Here is a 17,037-nt window from a genome sequence, read left to right as displayed (position 1 = left end):
CTCCTAAAATGGCAGTCCTCATCGACGAAAATACCAAAGTGATCTGTCAGGGCTTTACCGGCTCGCAGGGCACATTCCACTCTGAACAGGCCATTGCTTATGGCACAAAAATGGTCGGCGGCGTGACCCCCGGCAAAGGCGGGATGACCCATCTTGACCTGCCCGTGTTCAACTCGGTCCACGAGGCCAAGCATGTGACCGAGGCGAACGCCTCGGTGATCTATGTTCCGCCGCCGTTCGCCGCAGATTCGATCCTCGAAGCGATTGATGCCGAGATGGAAGTGATCGTCTGCATCACCGAAGGCATCCCGGTTCTGGACATGATGAAGGTGAAACGCGCGCTGGAAGGCTCGAAATCGCGCCTGATCGGCCCGAACTGCCCCGGTGTCATCACGCCCGACGCCTGCAAAATCGGCATCATGCCCGGCCACATTCACAAGCGCGGCTCGGTCGGTGTTGTGTCGCGTTCGGGCACTCTGACCTATGAGGCCGTCAAACAGACCACCGATGTGGGTCTGGGCCAGTCCACCTGCGTCGGCATCGGCGGCGACCCGATCAAAGGGACCGAGCATATCGACGTGCTGGAATGGTTCCTGGCGGATGACGAGACCCACTCGATCATCATGATCGGTGAGATCGGTGGCTCAGCCGAAGAAGAAGCCGCACAGTTCCTGGCGGATGAGGCCAAGAAGGGCCGCAAAAAGCCGGTCGCTGGCTTCATTGCAGGCCGCACCGCCCCTCCGGGCCGCCGCATGGGCCACGCAGGCGCGATCGTCGCCGGCGGCAAAGGTGGTGCCGAGGACAAGATCGAAGCCATGCGCTCGGCCGGTATCGTTGTGGCAGAAAGCCCGGCAACGCTGGGTGAGGCCGTGCTGGAAGCGATTGGCTGATGACAAACCGACTCTCCACAGGCGCTGAGGGTAGCGCCCGACCCTGGGTGGGTGCTGCAAGCGCCCTCCCGGGGGGAGGGTCGGGCACTGCCCGGCGTCGTCGCCGGGCGGGTGGGTGCTGATGGGACCAAAATGCGCTATATCGTTGGGTTTTCGAAAGGTCTTTGATTTTTCGGGACGCGCCTCTCGATCCGAATTCTGGTGGATGTTTCTCGCGAGTTTGGTCGTCACTCTGATCTTCCAGATTTTCTCGGCAAGCCTCATAGTCGCGTCACTGGGGTCAAGCGCTTTGGCATCCGGTCCGCTAACGGCGGAAAACCTTCCGCTTGGCTTGATGGTCTCAGCTTCCGTTTTTCTCTTTTGTTTTCTAATGCTCCCGACGGTATCCCGAAGGTTCAAAGACCATGGCTGGCGAGGTGGCTGGTTCTACATTGCTGCATGGATAAACGGCGTTTCAGGTGCTGCCCTCACGATTTGCGCGATGCTTTTCCTGGCTGGGCGTGCAGAAACTGCCGTGCAAATCCTTGTTCCCGCCATGCTATTGGGCTTCATCCCCTACGGAAGCGTATTGTGGTGTTTCTGGATTGGGTTTGTAAAACCTGAGAACAGCTCGAATCGATATGGTTTGAACCCTGTTGGAGCGATCCCATGACCTTCTCTCACGCCATCCGCACCTGTTTCTCCAAGTTCTTCACCTTCTCGGGTCGCGCCTCGCGGCCTGAATACTGGTTCTTTTTCCTGTTCATCATGATCTGGAGCCTCATCGCAGGTTTCATTGACCTTCAGTTTTTCACGCAAGTCGCCACGACCGAGACCGAAACGACGAAATCCGTCGCTGCCACTTCGAGTCAACCGGTGCAGAGCATTGTCAGCCTAATCGTCTTCTTCCCACATCTCGCGGTCGCATGGCGGCGGATGCATGATACCGGACGCAGCGGGCTTTATGCCCTGTTTCCGCTGCTGCTGATGGCCGGGGCCGTTGCGGTGCTGGTGTTCGGCATTGGAATGGCGTCCAGCTTCCAGCATGGCGGCAATCTGGATATCTTGTTCACCCGCGCGACTTTACTGATTGTTATACCCACACTTCTCGTCCTGATGATCTCGCCCCTCCTGGTGCTGTGGTGGCTGACCCGCCCCAGCCAGCCAGGCACCAACCAATACGGTCCCAACCCATATGAGGTAACCCAATGACCGAGCACTCGCCCAACTCCGCCTTTCATGCCTCAAGCTTCATGCAGGGGCACAATGCCGAATATCTGGAACAGCTATACGCTCAATACACGCGGGACCCGAATGCAGTAGATGCGGCCTGGGTCGAGTTCTTTCGCGCCATGGGCGATGCTTCGCCGGATGTGCAGCGCGAGGCCGAGGGCCCGTCCTGGGCGCGCACTGACTGGCCGCCGATGCCTGCGGATGACCTGACGGGCGCGCTTACCGGTGAGTGGGTCGAGATCGACGCCAAGGCGGCGGGCAAAAAGATCAAGGACAAAGCAGCGGACAAGGGCGTTGCGGTCAGCGAAGATCAGATCAAGCGCGCGGTTCTGGACAGCCTGCGCGCACTGATGCTGATCCGGGCCTATCGTATCCGGGGTCATCTGGCCGCCAATCTGGACCCGTTGGGGATGCGTGCTGCGACCAACCACCCCGAATTGGACCCCAAGACCTATGGCTTTACCGAGGCCGACATGGACCGGCCGATCTTTATCGACAACGTGCTGGGCCTGCAGATGGCCTCGATGCGGCAGATCGTCGATATCGTGAAGCGGACCTATTGCGGCACCTTCGCGCTGCAATACATGCATATTTCCGATCCCGAACAGGCCGCGTGGCTGAAAGAGCGGATCGAAGGCTATGGCAAGGAAATCGCGTTCACCAAGGAAGGCCGCAAGGCGATCCTGAACAAGATGGTCGAGGCCGAGGGTTTCGAGAAATTCCTGCACGTCAAATACATGGGCACCAAGCGGTTCGGTCTGGACGGCGGTGAGGCTCTGATCCCCGCGATGGAACAGATCATCAAGCGCGGCGGCGCGCTGGGTGTGCGTGACATTGTTATCGGGATGCCGCACCGAGGCCGTCTTAACATTCTGGCCAACGTGATGCGCAAACCCTATCGCGCGATCTTCAACGAATTCCAGGGCGGCAGCTTCAAGCCCGAGGATGTGGATGGCTCAGGCGATGTAAAATACCACCTGGGTGCGTCCAGCGACCGGGAATTTGACGGCAACAATGTCCACCTGTCGCTGACCGCCAACCCCAGCCACCTTGAGGCCGTGAACCCGGTAGTTCTGGGCAAGGTCCGCGCCAAGCAGGACCAGCTGAAGGATGACGAGCGTACGGCGGTGATGGGCATTCTGCTGCACGGCGACGCGGCCTTTGCAGGTCAGGGCGTTGTGGCCGAAGGGTTCGGTCTGTCCGGCCTGCGGGGGCATAAGACCGGTGGCACCATGCATATCGTGGTGAACAACCAGATCGGTTTCACCACGGCGCCTCATTTCAGCCGCTCCAGCCCCTATCCCACCGATATCGCGCTGATGGTTGAAGCGCCGATTTTCCACGTGAACGGTGACGATCCCGAGGCGGTGGTTCACGCCGCAAAAGTGGCGACCGAATTCCGCCAGAAGTTCCACAAGGACGTGGTTATCGACATCTTCTGCTATCGCCGGTTTGGTCACAACGAGGGCGATGAGCCCATGTTCACCAACCCGATCATGTACAAGAAGATCAAGACGCATAAGACCACGCTGTCGCTTTATACGGAACGCTTGGTCAAGGATGGCCTGATCCCCGAAGGCGAAATCGAGGATATGAAAGCCGCTTTCCAGGCCCACCTGAATGACGAGTTCGAGGCCGGGAAAGATTACAAACCCAACAAGGCCGACTGGCTGGACGGGCGCTGGTCACATCTGGACAAAAACAAAGAAGAGTATGTCCGGGGCGACACGGCGATCTCGCCGGAAACCATGGCCGAGGTCGGCAACGCTCTGACCCATGTGCCCGAAGATATCGCGCTGCACAAAACCGTCGGCCGACTTTTGGACCACAAGAAAAAGATGTTCGAAAGCGGCAAGGGGTTCGACTGGGCAACCGGCGAAGCGCTGGCGTTTGGCTCGCTTCTAACCGAGGGCTATCCGGTCCGCTTGTCCGGTCAGGATGCAACGCGAGGGACATTCAGCCAACGCCACTCGGGCTTTGTGCATCAGGAGACCGAGGCACGATACTATCCGCTCAACAACATCCGGGCCGGACAGTCGCACTATGAAGTGATCGACTCGATGCTGTCGGAATATGCGGTGCTGGGTTTTGAATACGGCTATTCGCTGGCCGAACCCAATGCCCTGACCTTATGGGAGGCGCAGTTCGGCGACTTTGCCAACGGCGCGCAGATCATGTTTGACCAGTTCATCAGCTCGGGTGAAAGCAAATGGCTGCGTATGTCCGGTTTGGTCTGTCTGTTGCCGCACGGGTTTGAAGGTCAGGGGCCTGAACACTCGTCCGCGCGTCTGGAACGCTTCCTGCAGATGTGCGGGCAGGACAACTGGATCGTGGCGAACTGCACGACGCCGGCGAACTATTTCCACATCCTGCGCCGCCAGCTGCACAGGACTTTCCGAAAACCGCTGATCATGGTGACGCCAAAATCACTGCTGCGTCACAAATTGGCCGTCAGCACCGCGGATCAATTCACCACCGGATCCAGCTTCCACCGGGTGCTGTGGGATGACGCGCAGCATGGCAACTCGGACACCAAGCTGGTCGCAGATGACAAGGTCAAGCGGGTCGTTCTGTGTTCAGGCAAGGTCTACTATGACTTGCTCGAAGAACGCGACGCGCGCGGGATCGACGACGTCTACCTGATGCGGATCGAGCAATATTATCCGTTCCCGGCGCATTCGCTGATCAATGAGCTTGAGCGCTTCAAAGGGGCCGAGATCGTCTGGTGTCAGGAAGAGCCCAAGAACCAGGGTGCCTGGTCCTTTATCGAACCCAACATCGAATGGGTTCTGACCCGGATTAAAGCAAAACATACACGGCCCCGCTATGTCGGCCGCGCTACTTCGGCCTCGCCCGCGACGGGTCTGGCCAGCCAACACAAAGCCCAACAAGAAGCGCTGGTTAACGAAGCGCTGAGCATTGAAGGAAAATAATGATGTCCATTGAAGTTCGTGTTCCCACGCTGGGCGAGTCGGTCACCGAGGCCACAGTTGCAACCTGGTTCAAGAAGCCGGGTGACGCAGTGGCCGTGGATGAAATGCTGTGCGAGTTGGAGACTGACAAAGTTACAGTCGAAGTGCCCGCCCCCGCAGCCGGCGTGATGGGCGAGATCGTCGCCGCCGAGGGTGAAACCGTTGGCGTTGATGCCTTGTTGGCCACTATCACCGCAGGAGAGGGCGCAGCCGCTGCTCCGGCACCGGCGGCGGCGGCCCCGGCAGCTGAGGCTCCGGCCGCATCGGGTGGCAGCGTTGACGTAATGGTTCCCACGCTGGGTGAATCCGTGACCGAGGCGACCGTGTCCACATGGTTCAAACAGGTCGGCGACGCCGTCGCGCAGGATGAAATGCTGTGTGAGCTGGAAACCGACAAGGTTTCAGTCGAAGTTCCAGCCCCCGCCGCAGGTGTTCTTGCGGAAATCACCGCGCCGGAGGGCACGACCGTTGACGCATCGGCGAAACTGGCCGTGATCTCGGGCGCAGGTGCTGTTGCGGTTCCGGCGGCTGCTCCGGCAGCGGCGGCCCCTGCAGCTGCGGCCACGGGCAAGGACGTGTCCAACGCACCTTCGGCTGAGAAAGCGATGGCACAAGCCGGTCTGTCGGCTGATCAGGTCACCGGCACCGGCCGCGACGGCCGCATCATGAAAGAAGACGTGGCCCGCGCCGTGGCAACGGCTGCCGCACCCGCGCCTGCTGCCTCTCCGGCACCTGCCCCTGCGCCGCGCGCGCCTGTGGCCGCCGATGACGCTGCGCGCGAGGAACGGGTCAAAATGACTCGCCTGCGCCAGACCATCGCCAAGCGTCTGAAAGACAGCCAGAACACCGCCGCCATGCTGACCACCTACAACGAGGTGGACATGACTGAAGTGATGGCACTGCGCAGCCAGTATAAGGACCAGTTCGAGAAGAAGCACGGCGTGCGTCTGGGCTTTATGTCCTTCTTCACCAAGGCCTGCTGCCACGCGCTGAAAGAAGTGCCCGAGGTGAACGCCGAGATCGACGGCACCGACATTGTCTACAAGAACTTCGTTCATATGGGCGTGGCCGCCGGCACGCCGACCGGTCTGGTGGTTCCGGTCATCCGCGATGCTGACAGCATGTCTTTTGCTGCGATCGAGAAAGCCATTGCCGAAAAAGGTAAGCGCGCCCGTGACGGCAAGCTGTCCATGGCTGAGATGCAGGGCGGCACCTTCACCATCTCGAACGGTGGTGTTTACGGCTCGCTGATGTCCTCGCCGATCCTCAACCCCCCGCAGTCGGGTATTCTGGGCATGCACAAGATTCAGGACCGCCCGATGGCGATCAATGGTCAGGTGGTGATCCGCCCGATGATGTATCTGGCGCTGTCCTATGACCACCGGATCGTTGACGGCAAAGGTGCGGTGACCTTCCTGGTTCGCGTCAAAGAGGCGTTGGAAGATCCGCGCCGCCTGCTGATGGATCTGTAATCATGGCAACCCATGTTCTCTGGCAGGCCGATGTGGCTGATTTCAACGCCTGGCTGACCGTGTTCCGCGAAGATCAGCCAATGCGCAAGGCGGCAGGTATCCATGACCTGCACGTCTGGCGCGATCCTGATCAGCGCGATCACGCCATCGCCATGTTTGAGGTGCGCGATCTGGACAAGGCCCGTGCTTTTCTGGATTCGCAGGAACTGGCGATGCACCACGAACGCGGCGGCGTGGCCCATATTCAAGTGAAACTGCTGAAACCAGTCTGATCTGAAAAAAACCGTGTGCGGGGTCAACTCGCACACGGGCACGCAAATACCCGTGAACCCAGCCTGCCTTCGCGCCCGGTGAATGGTAGTCGCAAGACCGGACTGAGATTGACAAAAGGATACCTATCATGTCTTCCGAGCTTTCGATTCTTGCCCTCTATGGCCTGGTGGTCATTATTGTGGTTTTGCTGAATATCCTGACTGCAATGTCTCAGGTCGGGTTGATGACGCTGGGCGGCGCACGCGATGACATGCCGCCGCTGACCGGCGTCGCAGGTCGGGTGGAGCGCGCTTTGGCCAATTCAGTCGTCGCTATGGCACTGTTTGCACCTGCCATTCTGATCCTGTCCGCCAAGGACGCTTTTACCGGCGGTACGTTGTTTGCCGCGCAGATATTCCTGATCGCGCGGATCGTTTTTGTTCCGATCTACGCGTTTGCCATTCCCGTACCGTTCCTGCGCACAACCGTCTGGCTGGCCGGATTTTTCGCAACGGCCTATCTATACCTCCAGGCGCTTTGAGGCGTTTTCGGCCGCGGCTTTGGCGACGCGGCCACTCTCAGGCCCTGCAAAATCGGATAACCAAATGACCCCCGAAATCACAGTTCTGACCCTGGCCGCCTTGCTTTGGGCCGTTCAGTTCATTGCCTATCTGGCCGTCAGCCACGGCAAAATGGATGTGAACAAGGCGATCGGGCCCCGCGACACGGAAATTGAACGGCCCGGAGCCTCGGGGCGGATGCATCGTGCGCTCAGCAACCTGACCGAAGGGCTGACCCTGTTTGCCATCGCCGCCCTCGTGATTACCGTGACAGGACAATCGACCTCATTCACCGCCACTGCTGCCTGGATTTTTCTGGTTGCACGCGTCATCTATGTCCCCGCTTATGCGCTGGGTTGGACACCATGGCGTACAATCGTCTGGCTTGTTAGCTTTTTCGCAACTGTCGCAATGCTGCTTGCGGCGCTGTTTTAATCTTGCATCTCACGCTGGTATAAGAAGCCTACGGACCCGGGCGCATGCCCTCCCCCGAGAACAACAAAGGACCATTTGAATGGCAAACTATGACGTCATCGTAATCGGAGCCGGCCCCGGCGGCTATGTCTGCGCCATCCGTTGCGCCCAGCTGGGCCTGAAAACCGCCGTTGTCGAAGGGCGTGAAACGCTGGGCGGCACTTGCCTGAATGTGGGCTGCATCCCGTCCAAGGCGCTGCTGCATGCCAGTCACCAGCTACACGAGGCAGAACATAACTTTGCCAAGATGGGCCTCAAGGGTAAAAGCCCCTCGGTCGACTGGAAACAGATGCAGGCCTACAAAGACGAGGTGATCGACGGCAACACCAAGGGCATCGAGTTCCTGTTCAAGAAGAACAAAATCGACTGGCTGAAAGGCTGGGGCTCGATCCCAGCTGCCGGCCAGGTGAAGGTGGGTGACGAGGTTCACACCGCCAAAAACATCATCATCGCATCAGGGTCCGAGCCGTCCTCGCTGCCCGGTGTTGAGGTGGACGAAAAGGTCGTCGTGACATCGACCGGCGCGCTGTCGCTGGGCAAGATTCCAAAAAAGATGGTTGTAATCGGCGCGGGCGTGATCGGGCTGGAACTGGGCTCGGTCTACAGCCGTTTAGGGGCCGAGGTGACAGTGATCGAATTCCTCAAGGAGATCACGCCGGGCATGGACCCCGAGGTTCAGAAAACCTTCCAGCGTATCCTCAAGAAACAGGGTCTGAATTTTGTCATGGGGGCTGCGGTTCAAAAGACCGAAGCCACCAAGACCAAGGCCAAAGTCACCTATAAGCTGTTGAAAGATGACAGCGAGCATATGATCGAGGCCGACACCGTGCTGGTCGCCACCGGGCGCAAACCCTTCTCGGACGGGCTGGGGCTGGACGCGTTGGGGGTTGAGATGACACCGCGCGGTCAGATCAAGGTCGGCAGTGACTGGCAAACCAACGTGCCCGGAATCTACGCCATCGGTGACGTGACCGAAGGCCCGATGCTGGCCCATAAGGCCGAGGATGAAGGCATGGCCGCAGCCGAACAGATCGCAGGCAAGCATGGCCATGTGAACTATGGTGTCATTCCGGGCGTGATTTATACTTGGCCCGAAGTCGCGAATGTGGGCGAAACCGAAGCCACGCTGAAGGAAGCAGGCCGTGACTACAAGGTTGGCAAGTTCATGTTCATGGGCAATGGCCGCGCCAAGGCGAATTTTGCCGCCGACGGTTTTGTGAAAATTCTGGCCGACAAAGAGACTGACCGTATTCTGGGTGCCCACATCATCGGCCCCGCAGCTGGGGACCTGATCCACGAGGTCTGCGTTGCAATGGAATTCGGCGCCTCGGCCGAGGATCTGGCCCTGACCTGCCACGCGCACCCAACCTATTCCGAGGCCGTGCGCGAAGCGGCTCTGGCTTGTGGCGACGGTCCAATACACAGCTAGGAACCAAAAGCGCGACTTGTTCGTACAGCGTCGCGTTTCGTTTTAGCGTAAATCCTATTCAGCAGGCTCGCGATTGTGAGGCTGCTGAGTTTCCTGCCCGGCGTCTTGTTTCCGTCGAATAAGATTCCATGCATCCCGGAAAGGAACGAAATACAGTCTCATACACGTATTTAATTCCTGGCCATTATCTTTCTCGGTTACACCAAATTTCACGTCACGATTATCATCCGGCATGACATATGTGCCGAACAACACGTCCCAAACCGGGAACATGAAGGCAAAGTTCTTGTCTAGATGATCCGGGTGACAACTGTGATGCACATGATGATGCGCCGGGGATGGGAAGACTTTGGACCAGACGCCCGGCCAACGCAGCCAAATATGGGAGTGCCGCAGATTGTAGCCCACGGCATTGAACAGGAACATCAAAAGCGGCACCCCAAGAACAACTGGGATATTCGGGTGATATCCCAATATACGGAAGGTAAAACCCGTTACGGCGCCACCCCCCAGACCAATAGCCACAAGGTAGAACAGATTGTCGATGGGGTGTTCGCGGAAGTTCGAGATTGGATGCATGACCTCGGCGCTGTGATGAACTTTATGAAACTGCCACAACAGTGGAATTTTGTGCTGTAGATAGTGGCAGTAAAAGCCAATGAAATCCAACAACAGAAAGAGCACAAACATATAGACTATGGTGATAGTGGCCCCCACCCAACCTGTGAGGTGTTTGCCATCCTCAACGGTGGAAGGATCAAACCCACCACTGGCCCAATAATAGGATACCGCCGCAGAGCCGGCCAGAAGACCTAGCAATAGGAAATGCCCAATCAGCATGTGGAAGAAGAAATATCTTACGTCCAGCCACGCTGACGGATGTCGCCAAACTTTCTTTGGAAACAGAAACCCGAAGAACGTCGTTTCTCCGTCAACCTCTGAAGACACACGCCTTTTCCGGGCATAGATCCAGAACGCGATGAGGAAAGAAGTTGCCAGATACAGGACATAAACTCGGTTATCTGGGTTAAGCGGATACAACAACACGCTTTTTGCGTGGATCAGGAACTCTTGCCAATATGTTTGCAACTGCTGCATCTAAGCCTCCGGTTTCGCTCATCCTATTTTTACGTCCGTATTTGTCCACCCGTGTGGCGATACCGTGAAATATTGTGGGCTGATCACCACATCGTTTTCTCGGCGCGCGCGCCCCATTCGGCGTCATAGCGCGCGCCGCCTTCGTCTCCGTTCGAAGCTTCGGCCAGGATCTCCCCCATCGTCGGAAGGGTGGCGCTTTCGTCACCACTGCGCCAAGTACGGGCCCGCATCAACGCACGGGCGCATTGGGTGTAGACCTCAGCGATGTCGATAACGATCACCGTGGCGGGGTGCTTGCCCTTTTTGTCAAACCGGGCGGTCAAGCAGGGATCCGCAGTCACGCGGGCCGTTCCGTTCACGCGCACCACGTTGTTGGAACCGGGCACTATGAACATCAGCGCCACGCGCGGGTCACGGACGATATTACGCAGGCTGTCCAACCGGTTGTTTCCACGCCAATCCGGCAGGGCAAGTGTCCTGTCGTCCAGCTCCAGAACCACCGGACCATCGTCGCCACGCGGGCTGCCATCCACGCCTTCCGGCCCAACCGTGCTGAGGATGCACAGCCGCGAAGCCATGATCCATTGCCGGTAAAGCGGAGTCAGACGAGGCGCAACTTTGCGCAAAGACGGTGCCGCTGGCGTGCCATAGAGTGCATCGAGCGTTTCGATATCGTCAATGTACTGCATCTAGGTCAAACCCCACTTCCTGCATCAACGCGTTCGAGCGCGTTTCGATCACCTCTTCTAGGCGGGCCAGAAACGGATCGCGGTCAACGCCGGGCTCGATCTGGTCAAGGAAATCGACGATCGCAAGGCCCGGCTTGCGCATAATGCCCGTGCGGGGCCAGAAAACACCCGCATTGGTCGCCACAGGAATGCACGGAAAGTTAAGCCCCTCATACAGCACGGCGGTTCCAACCTTATAGGGTTTGCGCGCGCCGGGCGCGACGCGCGTTCCTTGCGGGTAGATCACCAACTGGCCGGGTTCGGAAAACTCTTTGGCCACATCCTTGACCATCTTGGCCACCGCCGCGCCACGCTTGCCACGATCCACCGGGATACAGCCCAGCCGACGCGCATATATCCCGATGATCGGTGTCCACATAAGCTCGCGTTTCATGATGAACTTGGCCTGCGGCATGGCATTGAAGATCATCATAATATCAAGAAACGACTGGTGTTTTGCCCCAACAACCACTTCATCAACCGGTGGCGTGCCACGCACTTCACAGCGGATACCGACCATCCAGCTAGCCAGCCACATGGTGCTGCGCGCATAGGTCTTGCACGCCCGTCGCGCACCTTGTTTGGCAAAGATTGCATAGGGGGCGAACACGATCCCAAGAATCAGCATCCACACATAGATCACGATCATGAAGATCAGTGACCGAACCCATTGAACTGCCGCCATCACGAAAGCTCCTTCAATTTGCGCGTTGCCGCCGTCCAGGTCGCCAGAAAAGCCACGGCTGCACCGAGGATCGGGATCAGCGCCGGTAACAACCAGCCCAAACCGCGAAATCCCAGACCGGTCAGAAACCCTCCCTCATCCGAGGCTTCGGGCAATAGCAACACCCCGATCATACCGAACAGAACGCCGACCACAGCCCCAAAGAAAGCGCGATAGGTGAAACGGCGCACAAAAGCATGGGCGATGAACCGGTCGCGGGCACCGACAAGCCGCAGAACCTCGATAATCTGGGCATTGGCCGCAAGCGACGCATTAGCCGCCAGAGTAATCATTGCCGCCGTTGCCCCTCCGATCAGCAGGATCGAGATCCAACCCAAACGCCGCAGTGACATGGCCGCATCGACCAGCGGTGCGCGCCAGCGGGTGTGGTCGTCCAGAACGGCGCCCGGTGCCTCGGCCCCCAGACGCAGGCGCAGACCGGCCACATCCATGCCGGGCTCGCCCTCGATAATCTCGATCAATTGCGGTACGGGCAGCGTGTCCAGTGGCAGGTCGGACCCGAACCAGGGGGACAACAACGCGATCTGTTCCTCGGCAGTCAACGCGCGCGCCGAAGCCACACCCGGTGTTTGTGACAACACATCCAACGCGGCCTTAGTCTGGGCCGCCATCTGATCAGCCGGGGCATTGATACGCAGGGTGGCCGCACCAGCCAGTTCCGTGGCCCATCGTTCGGCCAATCGGTCAGAGGCAAGCGACAGTGCCAGTGCAAACACCGCCAGAAAGGCCATCGCGCCGGACACGAACAGGGTCAGATGCGCCGTATACCCGGTCGGGGGCACCACCCGGTCGGCCCTGCTATCGGGCAACAGCATGTTGCGAAGACTGTCTTGCGTCACAGATCAGCCCCCGCCAGTTGCACGTTGCGTTGCGAAATCCGCAGAACCCGTGCCTGCACCTGGCTTTTGGCCGCCCGGATCAGGCTAAGATCATGGGTCGCGATCAACACAGTTTTGCCCATCTTGTTCAACTCGACCAGCAGCCGCAAAAGGCGCTGCGACATGTCCCAATCGACATTTCCGGTGGGTTCGTCGGCCAGAACCACATCTGGTGACAGGATAACCGCCCGTGCCAGGGCGGCGCGTTGCCGTTCGCCGCCGGACAGCTCGGGGGGCAAAGCATCCTGCCGTGCGCCCAGCCCGACCCAGTTCAGCAACTCGTCCATATCCTCTTTCTGCGCGTTTTCACCTTTGCCGGACACCATCAGTGGCAGAGCAATGTTTTCCGCCAATGTCAGGTGATCCAGAAACCGGCAATCTTGGTGGACGACCCCAATCCGCCTCCGTAACAGAGCCATCTGATCCCGATCCAATTCCGCAACATTCTGATCGCAGGCAGTCAACCGTCCCGAAGTTGGCAACAATGCGCCATAGCAGAGCTTCAGTAACGTGGTTTTGCCCGCGCCAGACGGGCCGGTCAGAAAGTGGAAGGACCCCGGTTGCAGATGCAGGGACACATCGCTCAGCAATGCGTCACCACCATAGGTATAGCTGACATTTTCCAGCTCGATCACAGGGGCCCCCAGGTTGTTCACCGCCCTTCTTGCCCGAGCGCGGTTTATGTTTCAATCTCTGCACCGGGTCGAATTGGCGACACTTGTCGTGTGAAACCGAAAACACCCTTTGCGGTCAGGTCTTAACGGAATATCATTCCTGAAAAAACTATTATCGGGCCAATATTGTGGCCAGGAGGCAGTATGCGTCTTACATGTCCGAATTGCAGCGCCCAGTATGAGGTTCCGGACGAGGTGATCCCGGCAGAAGGCCGCGATGTGCAATGTTCGAACTGCGAAAAGACCTGGTTTCAGGCCAAGACCACCGCACCCGAACCTGACCCGGTTGTACCCGAGGTAGAGGCAAGCGAACAAGCGCCCGAGCCTCAACCGGCTCCGCAACCCGCGCCGCAGCCAGAACCCGAGCCGCAGCCAGACTCCGAGCCGCAGCCTGCACAACAACCTGCGCCGCAGCCAGAGCCAGAGGCAGCGCCACCACAGCCAGAACCAAAGCCCGCGCCGCCGCCACCTCAACCGGAACCCCAACCCACGCCTCAGGCGGCGCCCAAACCTGCGGATACCCCCGCAGGCAGCCATGTCGACCCATCGGTCTCGAGCATTCTCAAGGAAGAGGCCGCGCGCGAGGCCGATCTGCGGGCGCAAGAGGCAGAAAGCCTTGAAACGCAGACCGATCTGGCCCTGACCCCGCCAGAACCCAAACCTACGCCGGAGCCGGAACCTGAACCCGATCCGGAGCAGGCGATCCGCGAACTGACCGCCACCGAGGCCGCCAAAGACCCTGCTAAAAAAGAAGATTTGCCGGACGTGGAGGCCATAAATTCAAGTCTGCGCAGCGACGAACCTGTTGCGAAAAAGAAGCCCAAGAAAAAGAAGAAAGAACAGGTTCAGCCTTTGCCCCGCAAGGCCCCCAGCGGCGGGTTCCGCCGCGGATTCCTGCTGATGGTCGTCATTGGCGTGATCCTGTTTCTGATCTACGGCAACGCGCAACAGATTTCCGAAGCTGTCCCTCAAGCCGATCCGGTGCTGGACAGCTTTGTCTCGTTAGTTGATCAGGCGCGGCTGTGGCTACAAGCGCAGACCAGTTCAGGCGCGCAGTAAATCAGACCTTGAGAAATCAGAACCGTTCGAGCAGACGTTTGAGGTATTCAAGCTCAAGCTGCGGGCGGTCTGATTCACCGGTCCGGCGGCGGATTTCATCCAGAAGCTCGCGCGCGCGGCGATAGACGTCCTCGCCTTGAAGCATGCCTTCATCGGTCGAGATTGACCCAGACGACCCCGGACTGCGCCCCAGCGGATCGCGGTTATTGGCCTGCATATCACCGTCCTGCGTGCCTTGACCCGGTTGGTTCTGCTGGTTTTGCGCCAATGCCTCGCCCAATGAGCGCATCCCTTCGCGCAGCGCCTCCATCGCCTCGGATTGACGGTCAATCGCCTCGGCCAGATCATCGCCGCGCAGGGCCTGTTCTGCATCATCCATGGCACGACCCGCGCGGTCCAATGCGTCACGTGCGGCATCCCCTTCGGGCGTTCCGCCACCCGGCAGGTTCTGCTGCTGGCGGCCCAATTCATCGCGCAGGGCCTGTTGTCGGTCCGCCAGCGATCCCTGACCCTGCTGGCCCTCGCCCGCCTGATCCGAGCCCTGACCCTGGCCGCCTTGTCCTTCATGGCTTTCGCCGCGCCCCTGACCACCGTTGCGGCCTTCATTGCCTTGGTTTTCACCAGCCTGCGCGCCCGGATTGAACTGTTCCTGCAAATCCCGGAACGCCTGATCGCTTAGTCCCTGCTGTTCGCGCAGCGTCTCGGCCAGCCCTTCCATGGCCTGTTGGCCTTCGGATTGTTGGCCCTGACCCTGCCCCTGGGTGACGCGCATGTTTTCCATCATCTGCTGGAATTCCTCCAGCGCCTGTTGGGCTTCGGCCATCCGGCCCTGTTCCATAAGCTCCTGAATGCGGTCCATCATGCGTTGCAGGTCGTCCTGCGTCATTTGCATGCTTTCGCCATTCTGGCCGGACTGACGCTCTTCGCTGTCGCCTTCCTGTGCAAGGCGCTGAAGCTGACGCATGTACTCGTCCGTGGCCTCGCGCAGCTCTTGCATCAACTCGGCGATTTCCTCATCTGTCGCACCATTCTGCATCGCTTCGGTCAGGCGTTCTTGCGCGCGCCGCATCCGTTCCAGCGCATCGGCCAGCGTTCCATCTTCGATCTGCACCGCCAGATCCCACAGGGCCTGGGCAATCTCGGCCTGCTGCTGAGGTTTCAGACCGTATTCATTGAAGGTCTCAAGCCGCCGCAATGTCACGCGCAGCCGCAAGTATGCGGTATCCGAGCGGAAGAAGCCTTCAGGAAGGTGCGAAACCGCGCGCAACAGCTGGGAGACTCGCGTTGCGTTGTCCCGCGTCCAAAGCAGATCGCGACGTTGTTCGATGATTGCCGCCGCCAGCGGGTCAAAGAACCTGCGCGCCGGCAAAGCGGTCATGTAGGGCTCAGACTGCGTTTCCTGATCAGCCGCATCCCGCGCTGTCAGGGTGATCTTGACCGGCAAATGCGCCCAAGGGTGCTCCGAGAAGTCTTCGATCAGGTCTTCGATGAAATCAGACCGGTCGCCGGTGATCGGCATCGGTAGCTCCACCGCAATTGCCTCGCGCGGTTCGGGTTCAAGCGTCAGGCCATAGCGGCGATCGACCGAGGCCAGGTCAAGTTCAATCAGGGCCGAGCCGGATTCGACCCCATAATCATCCCCCGCTGCGAAAGGCAGCTTCATCCGCCCACCCGCCTCGGACTCGGCGATATCTGCCACCGCGATATGGGGCGGTGCGTCTGCGATGATATCCAGCGCCCAATCCCGGCCCGAGGGTCCGTCGATTTTCAGAACACCCGATTTATCGACAACGATTTCTTGTTCCGGATCGGTCGCGCCTTCGGTGCCCAGAGGCGTGGTGGTTTCAGTCAGGCTATGCGCGCCGACTTCTCCGTAAAACCGCAAAGTAATTCGGCTTCCCTGAGGAATCGACAAGGTCGGGTCGGACTGATCGGCCAGATACAATGTCGGCAGACCGGTATAACGCGGAGGCTCGACCCAGCCTTCCCAACTCGGCCCCTGTCCTGCGACAGCGGCGCCGGGGGTCATCTCGGCCACCGTACCAATACGCCAAAACGACCCGAAGAGCGTTGCGATCACCAGCGCCAACAGGGCCGAATAGCGCAGGGCATAGGGATCACGATCCGCAAGCCGCAGGTTGGGCTTCACCGGCTCAGCCTGCGCGGCACTTGCGGCCATGCGGGATTGGTGCGCCTGCCACAACGCCACAGAATCTGCATCCATCGCACCAATGGCCTGATCATCCATCAGAGCCTGAATCGGTCGCCCTGGCAGCGTCTCATCCAACCGCATCAGCGCCTCGGCCCGGCTGGGGATATGGAATCGCCTTGCGCCAATGACCAGCGCGCCCAACAGACTCAGTAATGCCAGTGCGCCGACGATCCAGACGGTTTCAACCCGTACGAAATCCTGCAATCCCAGCATCAAAGCCGCCAGAATCGCCATCAGGATCGAGAAAAACGGCCAGAAAGCCCGCCAGACCTGCTCAGCCAACATCCCTGCGTGGGTCAGCCACAGGGACAGTCTAGGGATCGGCAGGGTCTGTTTAGCCATTAAGGCGGGCCTCCGTCAGCAGGCCCGCGCGCCTATCGCG

General features: G+C 59.3%; 16 protein-coding genes. 10 read left to right on the top strand and 6 right to left on the bottom strand.

Annotated features, from left to right (window positions below; genetic code table 11):
• Positions 1–8 precede the first annotated feature (8 nt).
• From sucD to lpdA, 9 genes are all read left to right on the top strand, one after another.
• Positions 9–890 (top strand): succinate--CoA ligase subunit alpha, encoded by an 882-nt coding sequence (gene sucD, locus ACR0L1_RS08950; protein WP_170353524.1) that lies wholly within the window; start codon positions 9–11, stop codon positions 888–890.
• A gap of 121 nt (positions 891–1,011) precedes the next feature.
• Positions 1,012–1,542 (top strand): DUF805 domain-containing protein, encoded by a 531-nt coding sequence (locus ACR0L1_RS08945; protein ID WP_170784908.1) that lies wholly within the window; start codon positions 1,012–1,014, stop codon positions 1,540–1,542.
• The gene (locus tag ACR0L1_RS08940; RefSeq protein ID WP_480858326.1) at positions 1,539–2,081 is read left to right on the top strand and encodes a DUF805 domain-containing protein; all 543 of its coding nucleotides are present in this window, start codon (positions 1,539–1,541) and stop codon (positions 2,079–2,081) included. The genes ACR0L1_RS08945 and ACR0L1_RS08940 overlap by 4 nt, the downstream gene beginning before the upstream one ends.
• Positions 2,078–5,035 (top strand): 2-oxoglutarate dehydrogenase E1 component, encoded by a 2,958-nt coding sequence (locus ACR0L1_RS08935; RefSeq protein ID WP_480858324.1) that lies wholly within the window; start codon positions 2,078–2,080, stop codon positions 5,033–5,035. The genes ACR0L1_RS08940 and ACR0L1_RS08935 overlap by 4 nt, the downstream gene beginning before the upstream one ends.
• A gap of 2 nt (positions 5,036–5,037) precedes the next feature.
• Entirely contained in the window at positions 5,038–6,546 is a 1,509-nt protein-coding gene (odhB, locus tag ACR0L1_RS08930) for a 2-oxoglutarate dehydrogenase complex dihydrolipoyllysine-residue succinyltransferase (protein WP_480858322.1), read from the top strand.
• Between the two features lie 2 nt (positions 6,547–6,548).
• Positions 6,549–6,818: a hypothetical protein gene (locus ACR0L1_RS08925; RefSeq protein WP_170784916.1), complete on the top strand. Its 270-nt coding sequence runs from the start codon at positions 6,549–6,551 to the stop codon at positions 6,816–6,818.
• A 128-nt stretch (positions 6,819–6,946) separates the two neighbouring features.
• Positions 6,947–7,339 carry an MAPEG family protein gene (locus ACR0L1_RS08920; RefSeq protein ID WP_170772559.1) on the top strand — a complete coding sequence of 131 codons (393 nt, stop codon included), beginning with the start codon at positions 6,947–6,949 and terminating at the stop codon, positions 7,337–7,339.
• A gap of 64 nt (positions 7,340–7,403) precedes the next feature.
• A complete protein-coding gene (locus tag ACR0L1_RS08915) occupies positions 7,404–7,793 on the top strand; it encodes an MAPEG family protein (protein WP_480858320.1) in 390 nt (129 codons plus the stop codon).
• A 79-nt stretch (positions 7,794–7,872) separates the two neighbouring features.
• On the top strand, positions 7,873–9,261 hold the full coding sequence (lpdA, locus tag ACR0L1_RS08910; protein WP_480858318.1) for a dihydrolipoyl dehydrogenase: 1,389 nt from the start codon (positions 7,873–7,875) through the stop codon (positions 9,259–9,261).
• A 54-nt stretch (positions 9,262–9,315) separates the two neighbouring features.
• On the opposite strand, the gene ACR0L1_RS08905 is transcribed toward lpdA, so the two are convergent.
• From ACR0L1_RS08905 to ACR0L1_RS08885, 5 genes are all read right to left on the bottom strand, one after another.
• Positions 9,316–10,359: a sterol desaturase family protein gene (locus ACR0L1_RS08905; RefSeq protein WP_480858316.1), complete on the bottom strand. Its 1,044-nt coding sequence runs from the start codon at positions 10,357–10,359 to the stop codon at positions 9,316–9,318.
• Between the two features lie 83 nt (positions 10,360–10,442).
• Positions 10,443–11,048 (bottom strand): pyridoxamine 5'-phosphate oxidase family protein, encoded by a 606-nt coding sequence (locus ACR0L1_RS08900; RefSeq protein ID WP_480858314.1) that lies wholly within the window; start codon positions 11,046–11,048, stop codon positions 10,443–10,445.
• The gene (locus ACR0L1_RS08895) at positions 11,035–11,775 is read right to left on the bottom strand and encodes a lysophospholipid acyltransferase family protein (RefSeq protein WP_170772567.1); all 741 of its coding nucleotides are present in this window, start codon (positions 11,773–11,775) and stop codon (positions 11,035–11,037) included. Before ACR0L1_RS08895 ends, ACR0L1_RS08900 begins: the two co-directional genes overlap by 14 nt.
• The gene (locus tag ACR0L1_RS08890) at positions 11,772–12,647 is read right to left on the bottom strand and encodes a cell division protein FtsX (RefSeq protein WP_174819436.1); all 876 of its coding nucleotides are present in this window, start codon (positions 12,645–12,647) and stop codon (positions 11,772–11,774) included. The genes ACR0L1_RS08895 and ACR0L1_RS08890 overlap by 4 nt, the downstream gene beginning before the upstream one ends.
• Before the next feature lie 20 nt (positions 12,648–12,667).
• Positions 12,668–13,345: a cell division ATP-binding protein FtsE gene (locus tag ACR0L1_RS08885; protein ID WP_170773058.1), complete on the bottom strand. Its 678-nt coding sequence runs from the start codon at positions 13,343–13,345 to the stop codon at positions 12,668–12,670.
• 183 nt (positions 13,346–13,528) lie between these two features.
• Between ACR0L1_RS08885 and ACR0L1_RS08880 the strand changes: the two genes are divergently transcribed.
• A complete protein-coding gene (locus tag ACR0L1_RS08880) occupies positions 13,529–14,443 on the top strand; it encodes a zinc-ribbon domain-containing protein (RefSeq protein WP_480858312.1) in 915 nt (304 codons plus the stop codon).
• Between the two features lie 16 nt (positions 14,444–14,459).
• Here the strand turns inward: ACR0L1_RS08880 and ACR0L1_RS08875 are convergent, their stop codons facing one another.
• Positions 14,460–16,997 carry a TIGR02302 family protein gene (locus tag ACR0L1_RS08875; protein ID WP_480858310.1) on the bottom strand — a complete coding sequence of 846 codons (2,538 nt, stop codon included), beginning with the start codon at positions 16,995–16,997 and terminating at the stop codon, positions 14,460–14,462.
• Positions 16,998–17,037 lie beyond the last annotated feature (40 nt).

The organism is Ruegeria sp. J8 (assembly GCF_056531925.1).
The sequence above is the reverse complement of the archived record's forward strand: the minus strand, read 5'-3'. Positions and strand labels throughout refer to the sequence as shown.